This is a genomic window from Sphingomonas sp. HITSZ_GF, assembly GCF_029543155.1.
Taxonomy (GTDB): domain Bacteria; phylum Pseudomonadota; class Alphaproteobacteria; order Sphingomonadales; family Sphingomonadaceae; genus Sphingomonas.
The window spans coordinates 501,122-517,311 of the sequence record NZ_JARQXA010000001.1; the positions used below are offsets into that span (position 1 = coordinate 501,122).

12 protein-coding genes are annotated in these 16,190 nt (G+C 68.2%); 4 read left to right on the plus strand and 8 right to left on the minus strand.

Annotated elements, in window-relative coordinates; translation table 11 throughout:
• Positions 1-32: 32 nt before the first annotated feature.
• From P6144_RS02475 to P6144_RS02490, 4 genes are all read right to left on the minus strand, one after another.
• Positions 33-1,568, minus strand: a complete 1,536-nt coding sequence (locus tag P6144_RS02475) for a cation:proton antiporter (protein ID WP_277766135.1) — start codon at positions 1,566-1,568, stop codon at positions 33-35.
• A gap of 161 nt (positions 1,569-1,729) precedes the next feature.
• On the minus strand, positions 1,730-2,062 hold the full coding sequence (locus P6144_RS02480; RefSeq protein WP_277766136.1) for a hypothetical protein: 333 nt from the start codon (positions 2,060-2,062) through the stop codon (positions 1,730-1,732).
• Positions 2,063-2,169: 107 nt separating this feature from the next.
• Positions 2,170-2,754: an aminodeoxychorismate/anthranilate synthase component II gene (locus tag P6144_RS02485; RefSeq protein WP_277766137.1), complete on the minus strand. Its 585-nt coding sequence runs from the start codon at positions 2,752-2,754 to the stop codon at positions 2,170-2,172.
• A 161-nt stretch (positions 2,755-2,915) separates the two neighbouring features.
• The gene (locus P6144_RS02490; protein ID WP_277766138.1) at positions 2,916-3,662 is read right to left on the minus strand and encodes a phosphodiester glycosidase family protein; all 747 of its coding nucleotides are present in this window, start codon (positions 3,660-3,662) and stop codon (positions 2,916-2,918) included.
• 115 nt (positions 3,663-3,777) lie between these two features.
• Between P6144_RS02490 and P6144_RS02495 the strand changes: the two genes are divergently transcribed.
• On the plus strand, positions 3,778-4,194 hold the full coding sequence (locus P6144_RS02495) for a hypothetical protein (RefSeq protein ID WP_277766139.1): 417 nt from the start codon (positions 3,778-3,780) through the stop codon (positions 4,192-4,194).
• A gap of 159 nt (positions 4,195-4,353) precedes the next feature.
• On the opposite strand, the gene trpE is transcribed toward P6144_RS02495, so the two are convergent.
• Both trpE and P6144_RS02505 read right to left on the minus strand, forming a co-directional pair.
• The gene (gene trpE, locus P6144_RS02500) at positions 4,354-5,838 is read right to left on the minus strand and encodes an anthranilate synthase component I (RefSeq protein WP_277766756.1); all 1,485 of its coding nucleotides are present in this window, start codon (positions 5,836-5,838) and stop codon (positions 4,354-4,356) included.
• 16 nt (positions 5,839-5,854) lie between these two features.
• On the minus strand, positions 5,855-7,789 hold the full coding sequence (locus P6144_RS02505) for a peptidylprolyl isomerase (protein ID WP_277766140.1): 1,935 nt from the start codon (positions 7,787-7,789) through the stop codon (positions 5,855-5,857).
• Positions 7,790-7,909: 120 nt separating this feature from the next.
• Between P6144_RS02505 and tpiA the strand changes: the two genes are divergently transcribed.
• Entirely contained in the window at positions 7,910-8,662 is a 753-nt protein-coding gene (gene tpiA, locus P6144_RS02510; protein ID WP_277766141.1) for a triose-phosphate isomerase, read from the plus strand.
• A 30-nt stretch (positions 8,663-8,692) separates the two neighbouring features.
• Here the strand turns inward: tpiA and P6144_RS02515 are convergent, their stop codons facing one another.
• Positions 8,693-10,048, minus strand: coding sequence for an MFS transporter (locus P6144_RS02515; protein ID WP_277766142.1), 1,356 nt, complete (start codon positions 10,046-10,048; stop codon positions 8,693-8,695).
• A 119-nt stretch (positions 10,049-10,167) separates the two neighbouring features.
• On the opposite strand from P6144_RS02515, the gene P6144_RS02520 reads away from it, so the two are divergent.
• On the plus strand, positions 10,168-12,096 hold the full coding sequence (locus P6144_RS02520; RefSeq protein WP_277766143.1) for an EAL domain-containing protein: 1,929 nt from the start codon (positions 10,168-10,170) through the stop codon (positions 12,094-12,096).
• 82 nt (positions 12,097-12,178) lie between these two features.
• Here P6144_RS02520 and P6144_RS02525 read toward each other — a convergent pair whose 3' ends face one another.
• Positions 12,179-13,573, minus strand: coding sequence for a leucyl aminopeptidase family protein (locus P6144_RS02525; RefSeq protein WP_277766144.1), 1,395 nt, complete (start codon positions 13,571-13,573; stop codon positions 12,179-12,181).
• Between the two features lie 130 nt (positions 13,574-13,703).
• On the opposite strand from P6144_RS02525, the gene P6144_RS02530 reads away from it, so the two are divergent.
• On the plus strand, positions 13,704-16,136 hold the full coding sequence (locus tag P6144_RS02530; protein ID WP_277766145.1) for a membrane-bound PQQ-dependent dehydrogenase, glucose/quinate/shikimate family: 2,433 nt from the start codon (positions 13,704-13,706) through the stop codon (positions 16,134-16,136).
• Positions 16,137-16,190: the final 54 nt, after the last annotated feature.

Consider the following 16,190-nt stretch of genomic DNA (forward strand, 5'->3'; position numbering starts at 1 on the left):
TTCGCATCATGCGAAGTCGAGCAAATCCTGCTTTAGCCCTGTTCGATCAGCGTGCGCCCCTCGGGGCTGATCGCGAGGTCGCGCCAGTCGAGCTCTTCCTGGAGCTGCTCGTACAGGTCCTGGCCGATCACGTCGCTGTCGCGCAGATGGTCGAGCTTCTCGCGCTGGGCGGCGACGGCGGCGAGCTGGAGGCGCTGGCGGGCGTCGAACTCGGGGCAGATCGCGTCGGCGCCGTTGCGGTCGATCTCGAACTGGCGGCGCGTTTCCTCGGCGACCTTGCCGTCTTCGCCCTCCAGCACCGCGAGCGCAGCTTCCGCAAGCTTGTGCCGGGCCTTGTTGAGCAGTTCCTCGCCATCGCCCTTGCCGGCGAGGCCGAGCAGCCGGATCAGCGGCGCGAGCGTAAGGCCCTGCAGCACCAAGGTGGCCAGCACCACGGCGAAGGCGGAGAGCATGATCAGGTCGCGCTGGGGGAAGTTGTGCGGCAGCGCCATCGCGGTGGCGAGGGTCACCAGCCCGCGCATCCCGCACCAGCCCACCACCACGCTTTGGGCGAGCGTGGGCGCGGGCAGGTTGCCGCGGATCATCGGGAAGGTGCGGACGAGCAGATTATAGGTCAGCGACCAGGCCATGCGGGTGAGGATCACGCCCAGCACCACCAGCCCCGCAAAGCCCGCCGCCTCGCGCAGGCGCTCGGGGCTCATCGCGGCGACGATCTGGCGCGCCTGCATGCCCATCAGCAGGAAGGCGACGACGTTGAGCACGAACACCGCCACGCCCCAGACCGCGAAGGACTGGACGCGGTTGCGTGCGCTGATCGGCACCGCGGGCGAGTTGGCGACGTACATCGCGCAGGTGACCACGCAAAGCACGGCGGACAGGCCAAGCCGCTCGGCGAGGATCCAGGCGATGAAGGTGTTGACGAATTCGAACAGATTGCCGCCGAACGAGCCGCGGACAAAGGGCATCAGCTTGCCCATCAGCCAGCCGCAGAACAGGCCGAGCACGATGCCGCCGGGCACCGCAAAGGTAAGCCGCGTGGCGACCATCGCGTCGATCCCGCCATTGCTCTGCACCGCGATCGCGGCGCCGAACAGGAGGAGCGCGGTCGCGTCGTTGAGCAGGCTCTCGCCGGTGAGCACCTGGACCGTGCGGCGTGGCAGCGCGGCGGATTGCAGCACCGTGGTGGCCGCCGCGGCATCGGGCGGCGCAACGATCGCGCCCAGCGCGATGGCGGCGGCGATCGGCAGGCCGGCAAAGGCCCAGCCGATCCAGGCGACCACCGCGGTGGTGAGCAGCACCGCTACCACGGCGAGTGCGACGAGCGGGCGCCACAGCCGGCGGATCGCGGCGAGAGGGAAGTCGAAGGCGGCGTCGAGCAATACCGGCGCGATGAACAGCGCCATCGCGGTATGGCCATCGAGCGCGATATCGGGTGAGCCTGGGATGGTCGCGACGATCACCCCGGCGGCGGCGAGCATGGTCGGATAGGGAATGGGCGTCCGCCGCGAGACCTGCAGAAGCAGGACCGCCAGAGCCAGCAGCGCGACGAGGCTCTCGAAGAAGCTCATCGCGCGAGGCTAGCGCGGTGCTGCCCTGCGTCAAACCCTACTGACGGATGAGCTACCTTCTGCCGTCATGCTGAACTTGTTTCAGCATCCAATTCTCCACCGGCGATAGCCTCCGTGGTGCGTTGGACCCTGAAACAAGTTCAGGGTGACGGAGGAGAAGGTCAGTTAGCATTGCCGGGCTGGACCGGCGCCGCATCCTCCTCCGGCGCATCGAACCCGCGCGGGCCGTGGTGACGGCCATGGCCGCGCGGCGGGGCGGGCGGAATCTCGCCGACGATCAGCTTGCCGTCCTTGTTGGTGTCGAACCGGTCGAAACGGGCATTGGCCGCCGCGACCCATTCGGCGCGGGTGATCGTCCCGTCGCCATTGGCATCGGCGCGGGCGAAGGGGCCCATCGGCCCGCGGCCCATGCTTGCGAAGGCGATGCCGCCCGCTGCCACCGTGACCAGCACGCCGGCGAGCGTCGCGCCGACCAGCTGCAGCTTGTGGTTCATTGCACTCTCCATCTGCCCGGGGATCGGGCCATGATGGAGGGAATGGCAGCGCCAGGTCGCGCGGCTATGTCACCGCACGGGCGAAATTGTCGCAAAGATTTGCAGGTTCAGGCGAGCGCGTGCGCCTCGATTCCCGCCAGCTTGAGGAAGTTCGCCAGCATCGCATGGCCATGCTCGGTGGCGATGCTTTCGGGGTGGAACTGGACGCCGTGGATCGGCAGCTCGCGGTGGCGGAAGCCCATCACGTGCGCGTCGTCGGCGGTGGCGTTCACCACCAGATCGTCGGGAATGTCGGTGACGATCAGCGAATGGTAGCGCGTGGCGGTGAAGGGTGAGGGCAGGCCGGTGAACAGGCCGGTGCCGTCATGGCTCACCGGGCTGGTCTTGCCGTGCATCAGCCCGCCGCGCACCACCGATCCGCCGAAATGCTGGCCGATCGCCTGATGGCCGAGGCAGACGCCGAGCAGCGGCTTCTTCAGGTCGGCGCAGGCGGCGACGATGTCGAGGCTGATGCCTGCCTCGTTGGGCGTGCACGGGCCCGGCGAGATCAGGAAGGCCTGGGCGTTGCTGGCGACGGCGTCACGGGCGGTGAGCGCATCGTTGCGCACCACCTGCACTTCGGTGCCCAGCTCCATCAGGTAATGGACCAGGTTCCAGGTGAAGCTGTCGTAATTGTCGATGACGAGGATCATGGGGATGCCTTAGCGGGCGCGTTCCCTCCCGTCATCCCCGCGCAGGCGGGGATCCATTCGGGCTGGCCGAAGTGAGTCCAACAACGTTCAGCGACAATGGATTCCCGCCTGCGCGGGAATGACGGTGGGAGCGAGGGAATGAGAGGCCGGAGGGAGAGCGCTTAACGCTGCAGCGCCACCACCATCGGCCCGATCGGCGTGCCGCCGTCGAGCCGCTTCGAGACCGGGTCCCACAGCCGTGAGACGGCCCCGTCGAGATAGAGTGCGTCGGGCGCGGCGAGCCGGTCGCGAAACAGCCGGGCGAAGCGGCCGAACGACACCGGCTCGTTGCTGATCGCGAACCATGCACTGCCGTTGAGCCCCACGCCCACCGCGTTGCGCACGGTGAGCGAGGTGCCGTTGTCGGCGAGCTTGGGATGGAGCTTGCCGTCGATCAGCAGCATCGGCCCCGATTGGGTGGCGAAGCGGACGTGATCGGGCTTGTTCGCCGCGAAATCGTCGGTGGTGGCGACGTGCCAGCCCTTGGCATCGCCCCAGAACACGCCGTTCGGCTGCATATGGAAATTGCCGGGGCCCGGGCGGCGGTTGAGCGGCTTCTGCTCGGCACCGTCCTCGACATAATAGCCGATCGGCAGGCCGGTGGCGTCGAACATGCCGGCGTTCATGGCAAAGGCGATGCGCGGGAAGCGATCGCCCAGGCGCGGCTCGATCCCGGTAAAATCGCGCATCGGGCGGCCATCCATGCCCTTGTCGACCAGAAGCAGGTCATGCTTCTGCGGGTCGGCGCGGCACACGGTGAAGCGCGTGCCTTCGAAGCTGAGGTCCTGGCACGCCGCGTCGATCCCCCCGCGGGAGGAACAGGCGGCGAGCATCAGGAAGGCGCCGGCAGCGGCGATCGGCCGGATCATGCCTGCCACTTAGGAGGAAATGACGGCGAGGCAAGCCGCATGCGTGCCTTGGGCTTGCCACAGTGCGGCGGCACCTCGGGCCAAGAGGGGCGTTGTTACGCCAGAAGGAGTGTTCATGATCGTTCGTTTGCTCGTTGCCGCCGCGCTGCTCGCCGGCCCTGCCATGGCGCAGGACAGCAAGCAGTCCCAGGATGCCAGCAGCGGCCCGCCCAAGCGCGTGCGCTCGATCCTGCTCTACGGGCAGGAGGAATGCCCCAAGCCGCAGAGCGAGGAAGAGATCGTGGTGTGCGCCAATGCCGGCGAATCGCCCTATCGCATCCCCAAGCAGTTCCGGAACCAGCCCAAGGAAGACGCTGCTTCCCAGGCCTGGACCAATCGCGTGGAGACGGTGGAAGAGGTCAACCGCGCCGGCCTGCCCAACAGCTGCTCGCCCGTCGGCACCGGGGGCCAGACCGGCTGCACCCGCGCGATGATCCGCCAATGGTATCAGGAGCGCCTCGACCAGAAGGCCAAGGCTTCGCAGGTTCCTTGAGGTGATCAATTCCTCCCCCAGCTTGCTGGGGGAGGGGGACCGCCGAAGGCGGTGGAGGGGCGGCGGACATAGTCCGCCGGCTTCGCCGTCGGCCCCTCCACCATTCGCTGCGCGAATGGTCCCCCTCCCCGAGACAAGCTCGGGGAGGATTTTAGGGAACTACTGCCCGAAGCCCGCTTCGCCGGCCTGCCGCACCGCTTCGCGCGCGGCGGCGAAAAGCGCGCCGGCCTTGGCTTCGCATTCGCGCTGCTCATAGGCCGGGTCCGAATCCGCGACGATGCCGGCGCCGGCCTGAACGTGCATCACGCCATCCTTCACCAGCGCGGTGCGCAGCACGATGCAGCTGTCCATCGATCCGTCGGGCGAGAAATAGCCGACGCCGCCGGCATAGGGCCCGCGCGTCTCCTGCTCGAGCTCGGCGATGATCTCGCAGGCGCGCACCTTGGGCGCGCCGCTCACCGTGCCCGCCGGGAAGCCGGCGAACAGCGCGTCGAGCGCGTCCTTGCCCGGCGCCAGCTTGCCAACCACGTTCGAGACGATGTGCATGACGTGGCTGTAGAACTCGACCGTGTAGCTGTCGGTCACCTTCACGCTGCCCGCTTCCGCCACGCGGCCGACATCGTTGCGGCCGAGATCGAGCAGCATCAGATGCTCGGCGCATTCCTTGGGATCGGCGAGCAGGCTGGTGCGGTTTTCCTCATCCTCGGCCGCGGTCTTGCCGCGCGGACGGGTGCCGGCGATCGGGCGGATCGTCACCTCGTTGTCGCGCACCCGCACCAGGATCTCGGGGGAAGAGCCCGTCAGCGCGAAGCCCGGCAGGTCGAGATGATAGAGGAAGGGCGAGGGGTTGATCCGCCGCAGCGCCCGGTAGAGCTCGAAGGGCGGCAGCGCGAACGGCGTGGTGAAGCGCTGGGCGAGCACGACCTGGAAGATGTCGCCGGCGGAGATGTACTCCTTGGCGGCGGCGACCATCTCGCCATAGCGGCCGGGGCGCAGCACCGGGGTTAGCTGCACGTCCTCGGGCTCGGCGCGCACCGGAGCGGGCAGGGCGGCGCTGGCGAGCTGGGCGGCCACCGCTTCGATCCGCTCGGCCGAAAGGTCGACATCGCCGTCGGGCCAGACCGGCGCAACGAGGAACAGCGCGTCGGCGAGCCGGTCGAACACCAGCACCACCGTGGGACGCACGAACATCATGTCGGGCACGCCGATCGGGTTCTCGGGCGGGCGCGGCAGCTTCTCGACCAGCCCGACCGTCTCGTAGCTGAAATAGCCGACCAGGCAGGCGAGCGCTCGGGGCAGTTCGGCGGGCACCTCTGTGCGGCAGCGCGCGGCGAGGCTGCGCAGCGCATCGAGCGCGGGTTCGGCGCAGGGCTTGAAGGCATCGCGATCGGTGAGCCACTCGGCGTTGATCGCGGCTTCGTTGCCGGTGGCGCGAAACACCAGGTCCGGCGCCAGGCCGATCAGGCTGTGGCGCCCGCGCACGGAGCCGCCCTCGACCGATTCGAGCAGGAAGTCGCCGCGGCCCGGCTCGATCAGCTTGAGCGCGGCGGCGACCGGCGTTTCGGTATCCGCGATCTGGCGCCGCCAGAGCAGCGCAGGCCGCCCGGCGGCCAGCGCCGCGCGGGCGGCTTCGATCCCCTCGATGCCCTGCGGCACGTCCTTAACGGACGCCCTGGCGGGTCAGGTCGGCGCGCAGGCGGGCGATCGCCGCCTCGTTGCGCGTGATCTTCACTTCGCCGCGGACCGCACGGATGAACTGGCGGGCATATTCGGCGCCCACCTGCTGCTGCAGCGCGCTGCGCATGCCGGCCATCGCCATCGGATCGCCCGAGGCGTCATGCGGCTCCGCCATGTCGAGGAACACGATGTAATAGCCCTTGCGATCGGGCGCCTCGAGCATGCGGGCCTTCTTGGGCTGCATGCTGAAGGCCATCTTGATGAACTGTTCCTTGTCCGCGATGTCCTTGCGCTGGAAATCGAACGGCTTGGCCGGCGGACCCTTGGCGCCGGCATCGGCGAAGGCCTTGGCCATCGGCACGCCCTTGTCCATCGCGGCGATCACCTTCAGCGCGGCCGCCTTGGCCTTTTCCAGCGCCTTGTCGACCAGATAGTCGGTCTTGACCTTGTCGCGCACGGTAGCGAGCGGGCGCGGCGCGGCGGCGACGATGCGATCGAGCTTCACGATCGCGAAGCCGCCTTCCTGCGAGACCTGGACGAGCTGGGGATCGTCGTCCGGGTTCTCCATCGCGAAGCCGCCGCGCATGATCGCCGTCATCGCGGGATCGGGCTTATAGGCTTCGTTGTCCGGATCGGTGCCCTGGGCGGTGAGCGCCGGGGTGACCTGCGGCGCCAGCTTGGCGTCGGCGAGCAGCTCGGCGAAGTTCTTGCCGTCGCCGATGCCGTCCTCGATCTTCTGGCGGATATCGGCCAGCGCCTGCGCGGTCTTGCGCTGGGTGATCTCGCTGGCGAGCTCGTCATGCGCCTGGGCGAGCGACTTGGCGGCGATCTTCTCGACCTTCTCGACCACGACGATGTGCCAGCCGAGCGACGACTTGACCGGCGGGATCGCGGCGCCCTGCGCCGCAGCGAAGGCGGCGTCGGCAACGGCAGCGCTGGTCTGGCGCGTCAGCTCGGGCTTTTCGATGCCTTCGAAGTTGGTCGGCTCCAGCCCGGCGGCCTTGGCGGCGTCGGCCAGCGACTTGCCGCCCTTCACTTCGCCCGCGATCTTGTTGGCGGTCGCCTGGTCGAGCACGACGAGCTGGCGCACATTGCGCTTCTCGGTCGCCGCATAGCGCTTGCCGGCCTTGGCGAAGGCGTCGCTGATCTCGGCCTCGGTCGCGGTCTGCTGGGCGCGGATCGTCTCGGGCAGGATCGTCGCAAAGCGAACGACGCGGCGCTGCGGGACGAGGTAGCGGGCGCGGTGGCTCACATAATAGGCGTTGAGCGTCTTGTCGTCCGGATCGCCGCCCGGATCCATCTGGGCGGTGTTGATCAGGCCGACCAGGCCGGTGCGGCGCTCGAGCAGCAGCGATGCATAGGGAGCGACCACGCCGTCCGGGATCTCGCTGCCGATCGTGGCGCGGTTGACCAGCCAGTTGCCGTAGCGCTCCTGCGTCAGGCTCTCGCGATAGGTGGCGGGGGCGATGCGGTTGTCGGCGAGCAGCTTCTCGAACGCCTTCTGATCGAACTTGCCGTCGATGCCGGCAAAGGCCGAGTTGCTGGCGATATCGGTATCGATCAGCTTCTTCGACACCTGCATGCCGTTCTTCTGGGCGAATTCCACCAGCGCGGCGGAGTTGATCATCTCGTCGATCGCGATCTCGAGGCCGCCCTGCGCGAGGAACTGCTCCATCGTCACGTTCTGGCCACCGCGCTGGGCGTTGCGCAGGAAGCGCTCGATCCGGTCCTTCACATCGGCATCGCTGATCTTCTGGCCGCCGACGGTGGCGAGCGTGCTGCTCGATGCGCCGCTGCCCATGTTGCGGATGCCGGTCACGTCGCCTGCCGCGAAGGCGATCGCGATCAGGCCGAGGAAGAGGAACACCGCGATCAGGCCGTAGCGCGACTTGGTGAAATTGCGGAAGAAGCTGAGCATGAACTGCCGATCGTTGGAAGGATTTGGGGCTGCTTTAGGGCGCTCCATCGCGGCCATCAAGCTTGTGCGAACGCGCGCGCCTGCTATCCGCGACCGAAACAGACAAAAGCGGAGGTTGGGGTGATGCGGCGCAAGCTGGTGGCCGGAAACTGGAAAATGCACGGGCTGCGCGCGCAGCTGCCGGAGATCGAGGCGATCGCGGCGGCGGCGGCGGCGAACCCGTCGGTCGATGCGGCGCTGTGCGTGCCCTATACGCTGATCCATCCGGCGGCGCAGGTGGCAGGAGCGCTGCCGATCGGCGCGCAGGACCTGCACGAGGCCGACAAGGGCGCGCATACCGGCTGCGTCTCGGCGCCGATGCTGGTCGAGGAGGGGGCGACCCTGACCATCGTCGGCCATAGCGAGCGGCGCGGCGACCAGCACGAAACCAGCCATGACGCCTATATGAAGGCCGCCGCCGCGCACCGGCACGGCCTCCAGGTAATCCTGTGCTGCGGCGAGCTCGAGGCCGAGCGCGCCGCCGGCCGCGCCGAGCGCATCGTCCAGTCCCAGATCGAGAAGTCGTTGCCCGACGATGCCGATCCGAGCTGGCTTACGCTTGCCTATGAGCCGCGCTGGGCGATCGGCACCGGCAAGACGCCGACGCCCGAAGAGATCGCATCGATGCACGCGATCATCCGCGCCAAGCTGCGCATGATGATCGGCGAGGAAAAGGCGGATGGGATTCGCATCCTCTATGGCGGATCGGTGACCGGCGCCAACGCGGCGCAGATCCTGGCGCTCGACAATGTCGACGGCGCGCTCGTCGGCGGCGCGAGCCTTACCGCCGAGAAGTTCGTGCCGATCATCGAGGGGGCGGCGTCGGTTTCCTGATCCGACGCTTTCGCCGGGGAGCAGCTAGGTTCAGGCCGAATTTTTCCCAAGCGTGAGAAACGCCGTCGCGCCCGAAAGCGCGGCAGCGGCGGCGCCGACCAGCGCGCCGATGTGGAAGGCGCTGACCAGCCCCTCGCCGGCGGCCGCGATCACCGCGCCGGCGATCGCGGTGGCGATCAGCCCGCCGGTGCGCGCGATCGCGCTGTTGAAGCCCGATGCGGTGCCGGTGTGCCGGTCATCGACCGAGGCGAGCACTGCGGTGGTGAGCGGCGCGGCGACGCTGGCCATGCCGATCGCGATGACGAGCGCGCCGGGGAAGACCGAGCTCCAATAGGGCGCGCCTTCGTCGACGCGCAGCAGCAGCGCGAAGCCGATCGCGACGATCAGCGGCCCGATCGTCAGCGGCCAGCGCGGCCCGATCCGTGCGGTGACCTTGCCCATGATCCGGCTGGCGATGCCCATGCCGAGCGGCATCGGCAGCAGCGCGAACCCGGCATGGAGCGCCGAATAGCCGCCCGCCTCGATCAGTACATAGGGCAGGAGCAACAGCACGCCGCCCAGCGCGCCGTAGAGCAGGAAGGTGAGCAGTGTGAGCCCGGCGAAAGCGCGCGAGCCGAACATCGCCACCGGCATCATCGCCCGGTTGCCGCGGTGATGCTCGATCCACAGGAACAGGCCGATTGCTGCCAGGCCGGCGGCGAGCCCGATCGTCACCGCCGCGTCAATTGCGTGATGGCTCGACCAGATCGTGAGCGCCCAGGTGAGAGCACCCAGCGCCAGCGTCGCGGTGAGCGCGCCGGGCAAGTCGAGCGGCAGATCGCCCTCGGCGCTTTCCTCGACATAGAGGAGCGCGATGCCGATCGCGGCAAGCGCGACGGGCACGTTGACGTAGAAGATCGCGCGCCAGCCGATCGCGTCGACCAGCCAGCCGCCGAGCGGCGGTCCCACTGCGCCGGCGATCGCGCCGACGCCGGCCCAGGTGCCGATCGCCTTGCCGCGCGCCTCGCCGGTGAAAGCGTGACCCAGGGTCGCCAGGCTGTTGGGCAGCAGGATCGCCGCGCCGATCCCCTGCGCTGCGCGCGCCGCGAGCAGCAGCGTCAGGTCTGCTGCCACTGCGCAGGCGATCGAGGCGAGGGTGAAGATCGCGATGCCGATCACCAGCAACAGGCGCCGGCCGAACCTATCTCCCGCCGCGCCGCCGATCAGCAGCAGCGCGGAGAGCGGGAGCATGTACGCATTGATCGTCCATTGCAGCTCGGCCGGGGTGGCGTGCAGGTCGGCGCCGATCGCCGGCAGTGCGACATTGGTCACCGATCCGTCGATGAACGCCAGGCTCGATGCGAGGATGCAGGCGGTGAGGGTCAGGTTGGGATGCTTGGCCGCCATGGTGCGTGCCTAGCAGAGCGCGGCGCGCGCGGGGAAGGGTGTGCGGCGGTTCGCGCGCCAATCTACTGAAATTGCGTAATCTTCGCCCGCGGTCGTCACCCGCCTTCCTATATATGAATATGCTGAGGCTGACGCTTCCTGACCGGCGAGAGGATGGCGAGTGGAATCAGGCGATTCTGCTCGAGCAGTTCGCTGCGCTCCGCCAGCAGGTGCCGCTGATGTATGCGATGATGTTCGCCGATGCGGCGTTCCTTGCCTTCGCCGCCTATGACACGGTGAGCCCTTGGTGGAGCCTCGGCATGCCGACGCTGCTTGCCGTGCTCTCGGCGGTGCGTGCCGCCTTCTGGGTGGCGCGGCGCGGTTTCACGCCAAGACCCGAATCGATACCTCGCTATCTGCGCGGCACGATCGTCGTCGCGGCGCTGCTCAGCCTCGGCTTCGGCGGCTGGGGGCTGCTACTCTATGCAGAGGGCGACCTGGTGCGGCGAGCCTGCATCGCGCTCTACATCTTCATCGGCGCGATCAGCTGCTGCTACTGCCTGCAATCGGTGCCGCGCGCCGGGCAGGCGGTGGTGGTGTTCGGCGCGATGCCGGTCACGCTCTGCCTCCTCTTCTCGGGCGACTGGTTCCTGCGTGGGCTCGGCATCAATATCCTGCTGGTGGCGATCGTGGTGCTGCGGATGATGCGCACCAGCCATGCCGGCTTTGTCGAGATGCTCGCCTCGCGCACGCACATGGCGGCCGAGCAGGAGCGGGCGAAAGGCGCCGAGCAGCGGGCGCACGAGCTCGCCTATCACGATCCGCTCACCGGCCTGCCCAATCGCCGCGCGCTGGCCGAGGCGCTGGAGCAGCGCACTGATCCGGCGGGCGGCAGCGTGCCGCTCGGGCTGCTGATCATCGATCTCGACCGGTTCAAGTCGATCAACGACGTGCACGGCCATCCCGCTGGCGACCAGCTGCTGCGCGACGTCGCGGCGCGGCTCAACAGCGTCGTCGGCGAGCAGGGCACCAGCTACCGGCTGGGCGGCGACGAGTTCGCGGTGATCATCGATGGCGACGGCGATGCCGCGCGCCGCGCCGCGCACGCCATCGTCAACGCGATGCTGCGCCCGTTCGCCAGCCTGGACCTGGTCCACCATATCGGCGCCAGCGTGGGCATCTCGCTCTATCCGCACGACGCGCTCGATCTCGACACGCTCATGCGCCGCGCCGACATCGCGCTCTACAAGGCGAAGCATTCGGGGCGCAGCCAGCATTGCGCGTTCGAGCCGATGCTCGATGCCGAGATCCGCCGCCGCGCCGAGATCGAGCGCGAAATGCGCGAGGCGATGGGAAGCGATGCCTTCATCCCGCACTATCAGCCGATCGTTTGCCTGAAGAGCGGCGAGGTGGTCGGCTATGAGCTGCTTGCCCGTTGGGCGCGGGCGGAGGGCGATGCGATCGGCCCTGAGCAGTTCATTCCGATCGCTGAGGAATGCGGGCTGATCGACGCGCTGATGCTCCGCCTGCTGCGCCGCGCCTGCCGCGAGACGCGCGACTGGAAGGTGCCGATCTCGATCAACGTCTCGCCGACTCAGCTCAAGGATCCCTGGTTCAGCCAGAAGCTGCTGGCGGTGCTGGTGCGTGAACGCTTCCCCGCGCAGCGCCTCACCGTCGAGATCACAGAGAATGCGCTGATCGTCGATGCCGAGAGCGCGCAGCAGGCGATCGCATCGCTGCGCAACCAGGGCATCCAGCTGGCGCTCGACGATTTCGGCACCGGCTATTCCTCGCTCCAGCATCTTCAGATGCTGCCGTTCGACCGGCTCAAGATCGACCGGTCGTTCGTCGCGGCGATGGGGCGCGACCCGCAGGCGATGCGGCTGGTGCTGGCAATCGTCACGCTGGCCAACACGCTCGGCCTGCCGGTGGTAGCGGAGGGCATCGAGAGCGCCGCCACCGCGGAGACGCTTGCCCAGCTCGGCTGCGCGATGGGGCAGGGCTTCCTGTATGGGCACCCGATGTGTGCGATGGACATCGTGGCGGTGCGGAACGCCAGCGCCGCCTAGGCGCTAACGATCAATTCGTCTTAGCCATCTCGTCACCCCGGCCTTGTGCCGGGGTGACGCGTGGATGGGCTGCTGAAATGATCTACTTTGTGTACCGGTCCTTCAGCACCTTCCACACGGCGCGCAGGCTCACTGCCTCGGCGCCCTTGGGGCGGCCCGGCTTGTGGCTGCCGTTCCAGCAGAAGATGTCGAGATGCGCCCACTGCGCCTTCTCCGGCACGAACTCCTTGAGGAACAGCGCGGCGGTAAGCGCGCCGCCGAAGGGTGCCTCGGCCGCGTTGACCATGTCGGCCACGTCTGACTTCAGCATCTCCTTGTACGGATCGTAGAGCGGCAGGCGCCACATCGGATCCGCCTCGGTCTCGGCCGCGGCCATCAGCTCGCTGGCAAGCGTATCGTCATTGGCGAACAGCGCCTGCAGGTCGGCACCCAGCGCGACGCGGGCGGCGCCGGTGAGCGTCGCATAGTCGATCACCAGCTCGGGGCCCTTTTCCTCGGCCTTGGTCAGCGCATCGGCGAGGATCAGGCGGCCCTCGGCGTCGGTGTTGCTGTTCTCGACGGTGATGCCCTTGCGCGAGCGCATGATGTCGCCCGGGCGCGTCGCTTCGCCGTTGATCGAGTTCTCGACTGCGGGGACGAGCATGTGCAGCCGCACCGGCAGGCGCGACGACATGATCAGCTCGGCAGTGGCGAGCGCGTGCGCGGCGCCGCCCATGTCCTTCTTCATCAGCCGCATGCCGCTGGCCGGCTTGATGTCGAGGCCGCCCGAATCGAAGCAGACGCCTTTGCCGATGATGGCGATCTTCGGATGATCCGGGTTGCCCCACTCGATCTCGATCAGGCGTGGCTCGCGGCCCTTGCCGGCGGCCTTGCCGACCGCCCAGAGCAGGCCATAGCCCTTCTCGACCTCGTCGCCCTTCACCACGGTCAGCTGGCCGCCATAGGCCTTGACCAGATCGGCGGCGGCGGCCTCGAGATCGGCCGGGCCCATGTCGTTGGCGCCGGTGTTGATCCGGTCGCGCAGCTTGTAGGTCGCGTTGGCCATGCGCACCGCTTCCTGGATCCGTGCCGGATCGCTGGTCAGCAGCACGCGCGGGCCTGTGGGCGCCTTCTCGTCCTTCTTGTAGGCGTCGAACTTGTACTGGGCGGCGAGCCAGCCGTGCAGCGCCTTGCCCGGCTCGGCGCCGTCGAGGCGGTAGCTGCCCTCGGGCAGCGTCTCGGCGAGCTTGGCGAGGCACCAGGGCGAGAGGCGATCGGCATGCGCGACGACGGTGACCACCGACCAGTCCTCGGCGCCGTCGCCGGGCAGGATCGCGCTGGCATAGGGCGTGGGAGCAAGCTTCTGCGCGGCGGCGGCAGTGCGGTGGCGCGGCGGCTGGGCGGATAGCCAGGCATCGAAGCCCTTGGCGTCGATCACGTGGATGGTGCGGGCGGACTGGCCCTTGTCGGGCTGAACGAGCGTGTTGGGATCAGGCATGTGCCTTGATCTAGGTAATGGGCGCGGCGAGGGCTAGCCCCCAAGGCGAACATGAATTTTCGTTCATGATGGAACAGTATCGTTTCGCAACCGGTTTTCCGGAGGTTCACGTACCTCCCGGGAGAAACCGATGACCGACACCCGCTATGAAGGGGAGCGCATCCCCTATCTCGAGCCGGTGGAGGAAGCGCCGCCCCGGCGCAGCATCGCCGCAATGATCGTCGGCGGGGTGATCGCGCTGATCGGGCTGGTGCTGGCGATCGGCGGCGCCTGGCTCGCGGTGCTCGGCGGCTCGCTCTACTATGTCGTCACCGGCGCGCTGATGCTCTGGTCGGGCGTGCTGCTGATCCGCGGCCGCATGACCGGCGGCTGGCTCTACCTCGCCATCGTCATTGCCAGCGTTCTCTGGGCCTGGTGGGAATCCGGCGCCAACCCGTGGGCACAAGTCCCTCGGGTCATTGCTCCGGTGGTCCTCGCCATCGCCGTGATTCTGGTGCTGCCGACGCTGACCTTCTCTCCCGGCAAATGGCGGCTGGCGCTCGGCGGAGTCGCCGTCACGATCGTGCTCACCGTGATCAACTTCTGGGCCGCCGCCGCCGGCATGCCCAACCCGGTGCTTGCCGGGCTGCCATCGCCGGGCACCAGCGGAATGATGGATCCCTCCGGCCAGCAGACCGGCGCCGACTGGCCCGTCTATGGCGGCACCACCAGCGCGCGCCGCTATTCGCCGCTGGTCCAGATCACCCCGGCCAACGTATCCAAGCTCAAGCAGGTGTGGCTGACGCATACCGGCGACCTGCCCAGCTCGGCGATGATCAAGAGCACCTATGGCGCCGAGAACACGCCGTTGAAGATCGGCGACAGCCTTTATGTCTGCACGCCGAAGAACATCATGATTTCGCTCGATGCCTCCACCGGCATGGAGAAGTGGCGCTACGATCCCAAGGTGCCGGACAGCGCGATCCCGTACACCGCGGCCTGCCGCGGCGTGGTCTATTATCAGGTGCCGAACGCGCCGGCCGATCAGGCCTGTAGCACGCGCATCATCGAAGGCACGCTCGACGCGCGGCTGATCGCGGTCGATGCGAAGAACGGCAAACCGTGCGCCGATTTTGGCACCAATGGCCAGATCGATGCCAAGCAGGGCATGGGCAAGGTTCCGGACGGCTTCGTCTCGATCAACTCGCCGCCCACGCTGGTACGCGGCGTGCTGGTCACCGGGCACCAGGTGCTCGACGGGCAGGATCGCTGGGCGCCTTCGGGGGTGATCCAGGGCTTCGACGTCGTCACCGGCAAGCTGCGCTGGGCCTGGGACATGATGAACCCGAGCTGGAGCGGCATGCCGCCCGCCGGCAAGGAATGGGCGCGCGGCACGCCGAACATGTGGACGCTGGCGTCGGGCGACGAGCAGCTGGGCCTGGTCTATCTGCCGATGGGCAATGCCGCGGCCGACTATTACTCGTCCGAGCGCCGGCCGGAGGAGAATTTCTACGCCACCTCGCTGGTCGCGCTCGACGTGACCACCGGCAAGCCGAAATGGCGGTTCCAGGCGGTCCGCAATGACGTGTGGGACTATGACTTCGGCGCGCAGGCGACTTTGGTCGACTATAAGGGCGCGCCGGCGCTGGTGCTGCCGTCCAAGCAGGGCGACATCTACATCCTCGATCGCCGCACCGGCCAGCCGCTCACCCCCGTGGGCGAGATGAAGGCTCCCGGCGGCGGCGTCGAGCCGCAGCAGCGCGCCGCCACCCAGCGCGTCTCGCTCTGGCATACGTTGCGCAAGCCCGACCTGACCGAGCGCGACATGTGGGGCATGTCGCCGATCGACCAGATGCTCTGCCGGATCCAGTTCCGCCGGGCGAGCTACAAGGGCTTCTTCACCCCGCCCGAGGCGAGCCGTCACTCGATCGAATATCCCGGCTATAATGGCGGCACCGATTGGGGCGGCATCGCGGTCGATCCGCAGCGCGGGGTGATCGTCGCCAACTATAACGACATGCCCAACTATGTCCGGCTCGTCCCGCGCGCCGAGGCCGACAAGCTCGGCTGGGCACCGCGCGACCAGGCGCGTGGCAAGATCGGCGGCGCGGAAGGCGCGGGCGATCCCCAGGCCAACACGCCCTATGCGATCAACGTCAATGCCGGCTGGCGGATGCCGTTCACCGGGCTGCTCTGCAAGCAGCCGCCCTATGGCGGGATCCGCGCGATCGACATGGCCACGGGCAAGACGATCTGGGACCGTCCGTTCGGCGAGGCGCGCACCAACGGCCCGTTCGGCATTCCCTCGATGCTGCCGGTGTCGATCGGCACGCCGAACAATGGCGGCTCGGTGGTCACCGCCGGCGGGCTGATCTTCGTGGCGGCCGCGACCGACAACCTGATCCGCGCGATCGACCTCAAGACCGGCAAGACCTTGTGGAAGGCGGTGCTCCCCGCCGGCGGCCAGGCCACGCCGATCACCTATGAGGCGGGCGGCAAGCAGTATCTCGTCATCTATGCCGGCGGGCACCATTTCATGGAGACGCCGGTGGGCGACGAGGTGGTGGCGTACGCTTTGCCTTGACAGGAAACCGTCATCCCGGCGAAAGCCGGGATCTCGTGCGGCTCTTTCCCCGCG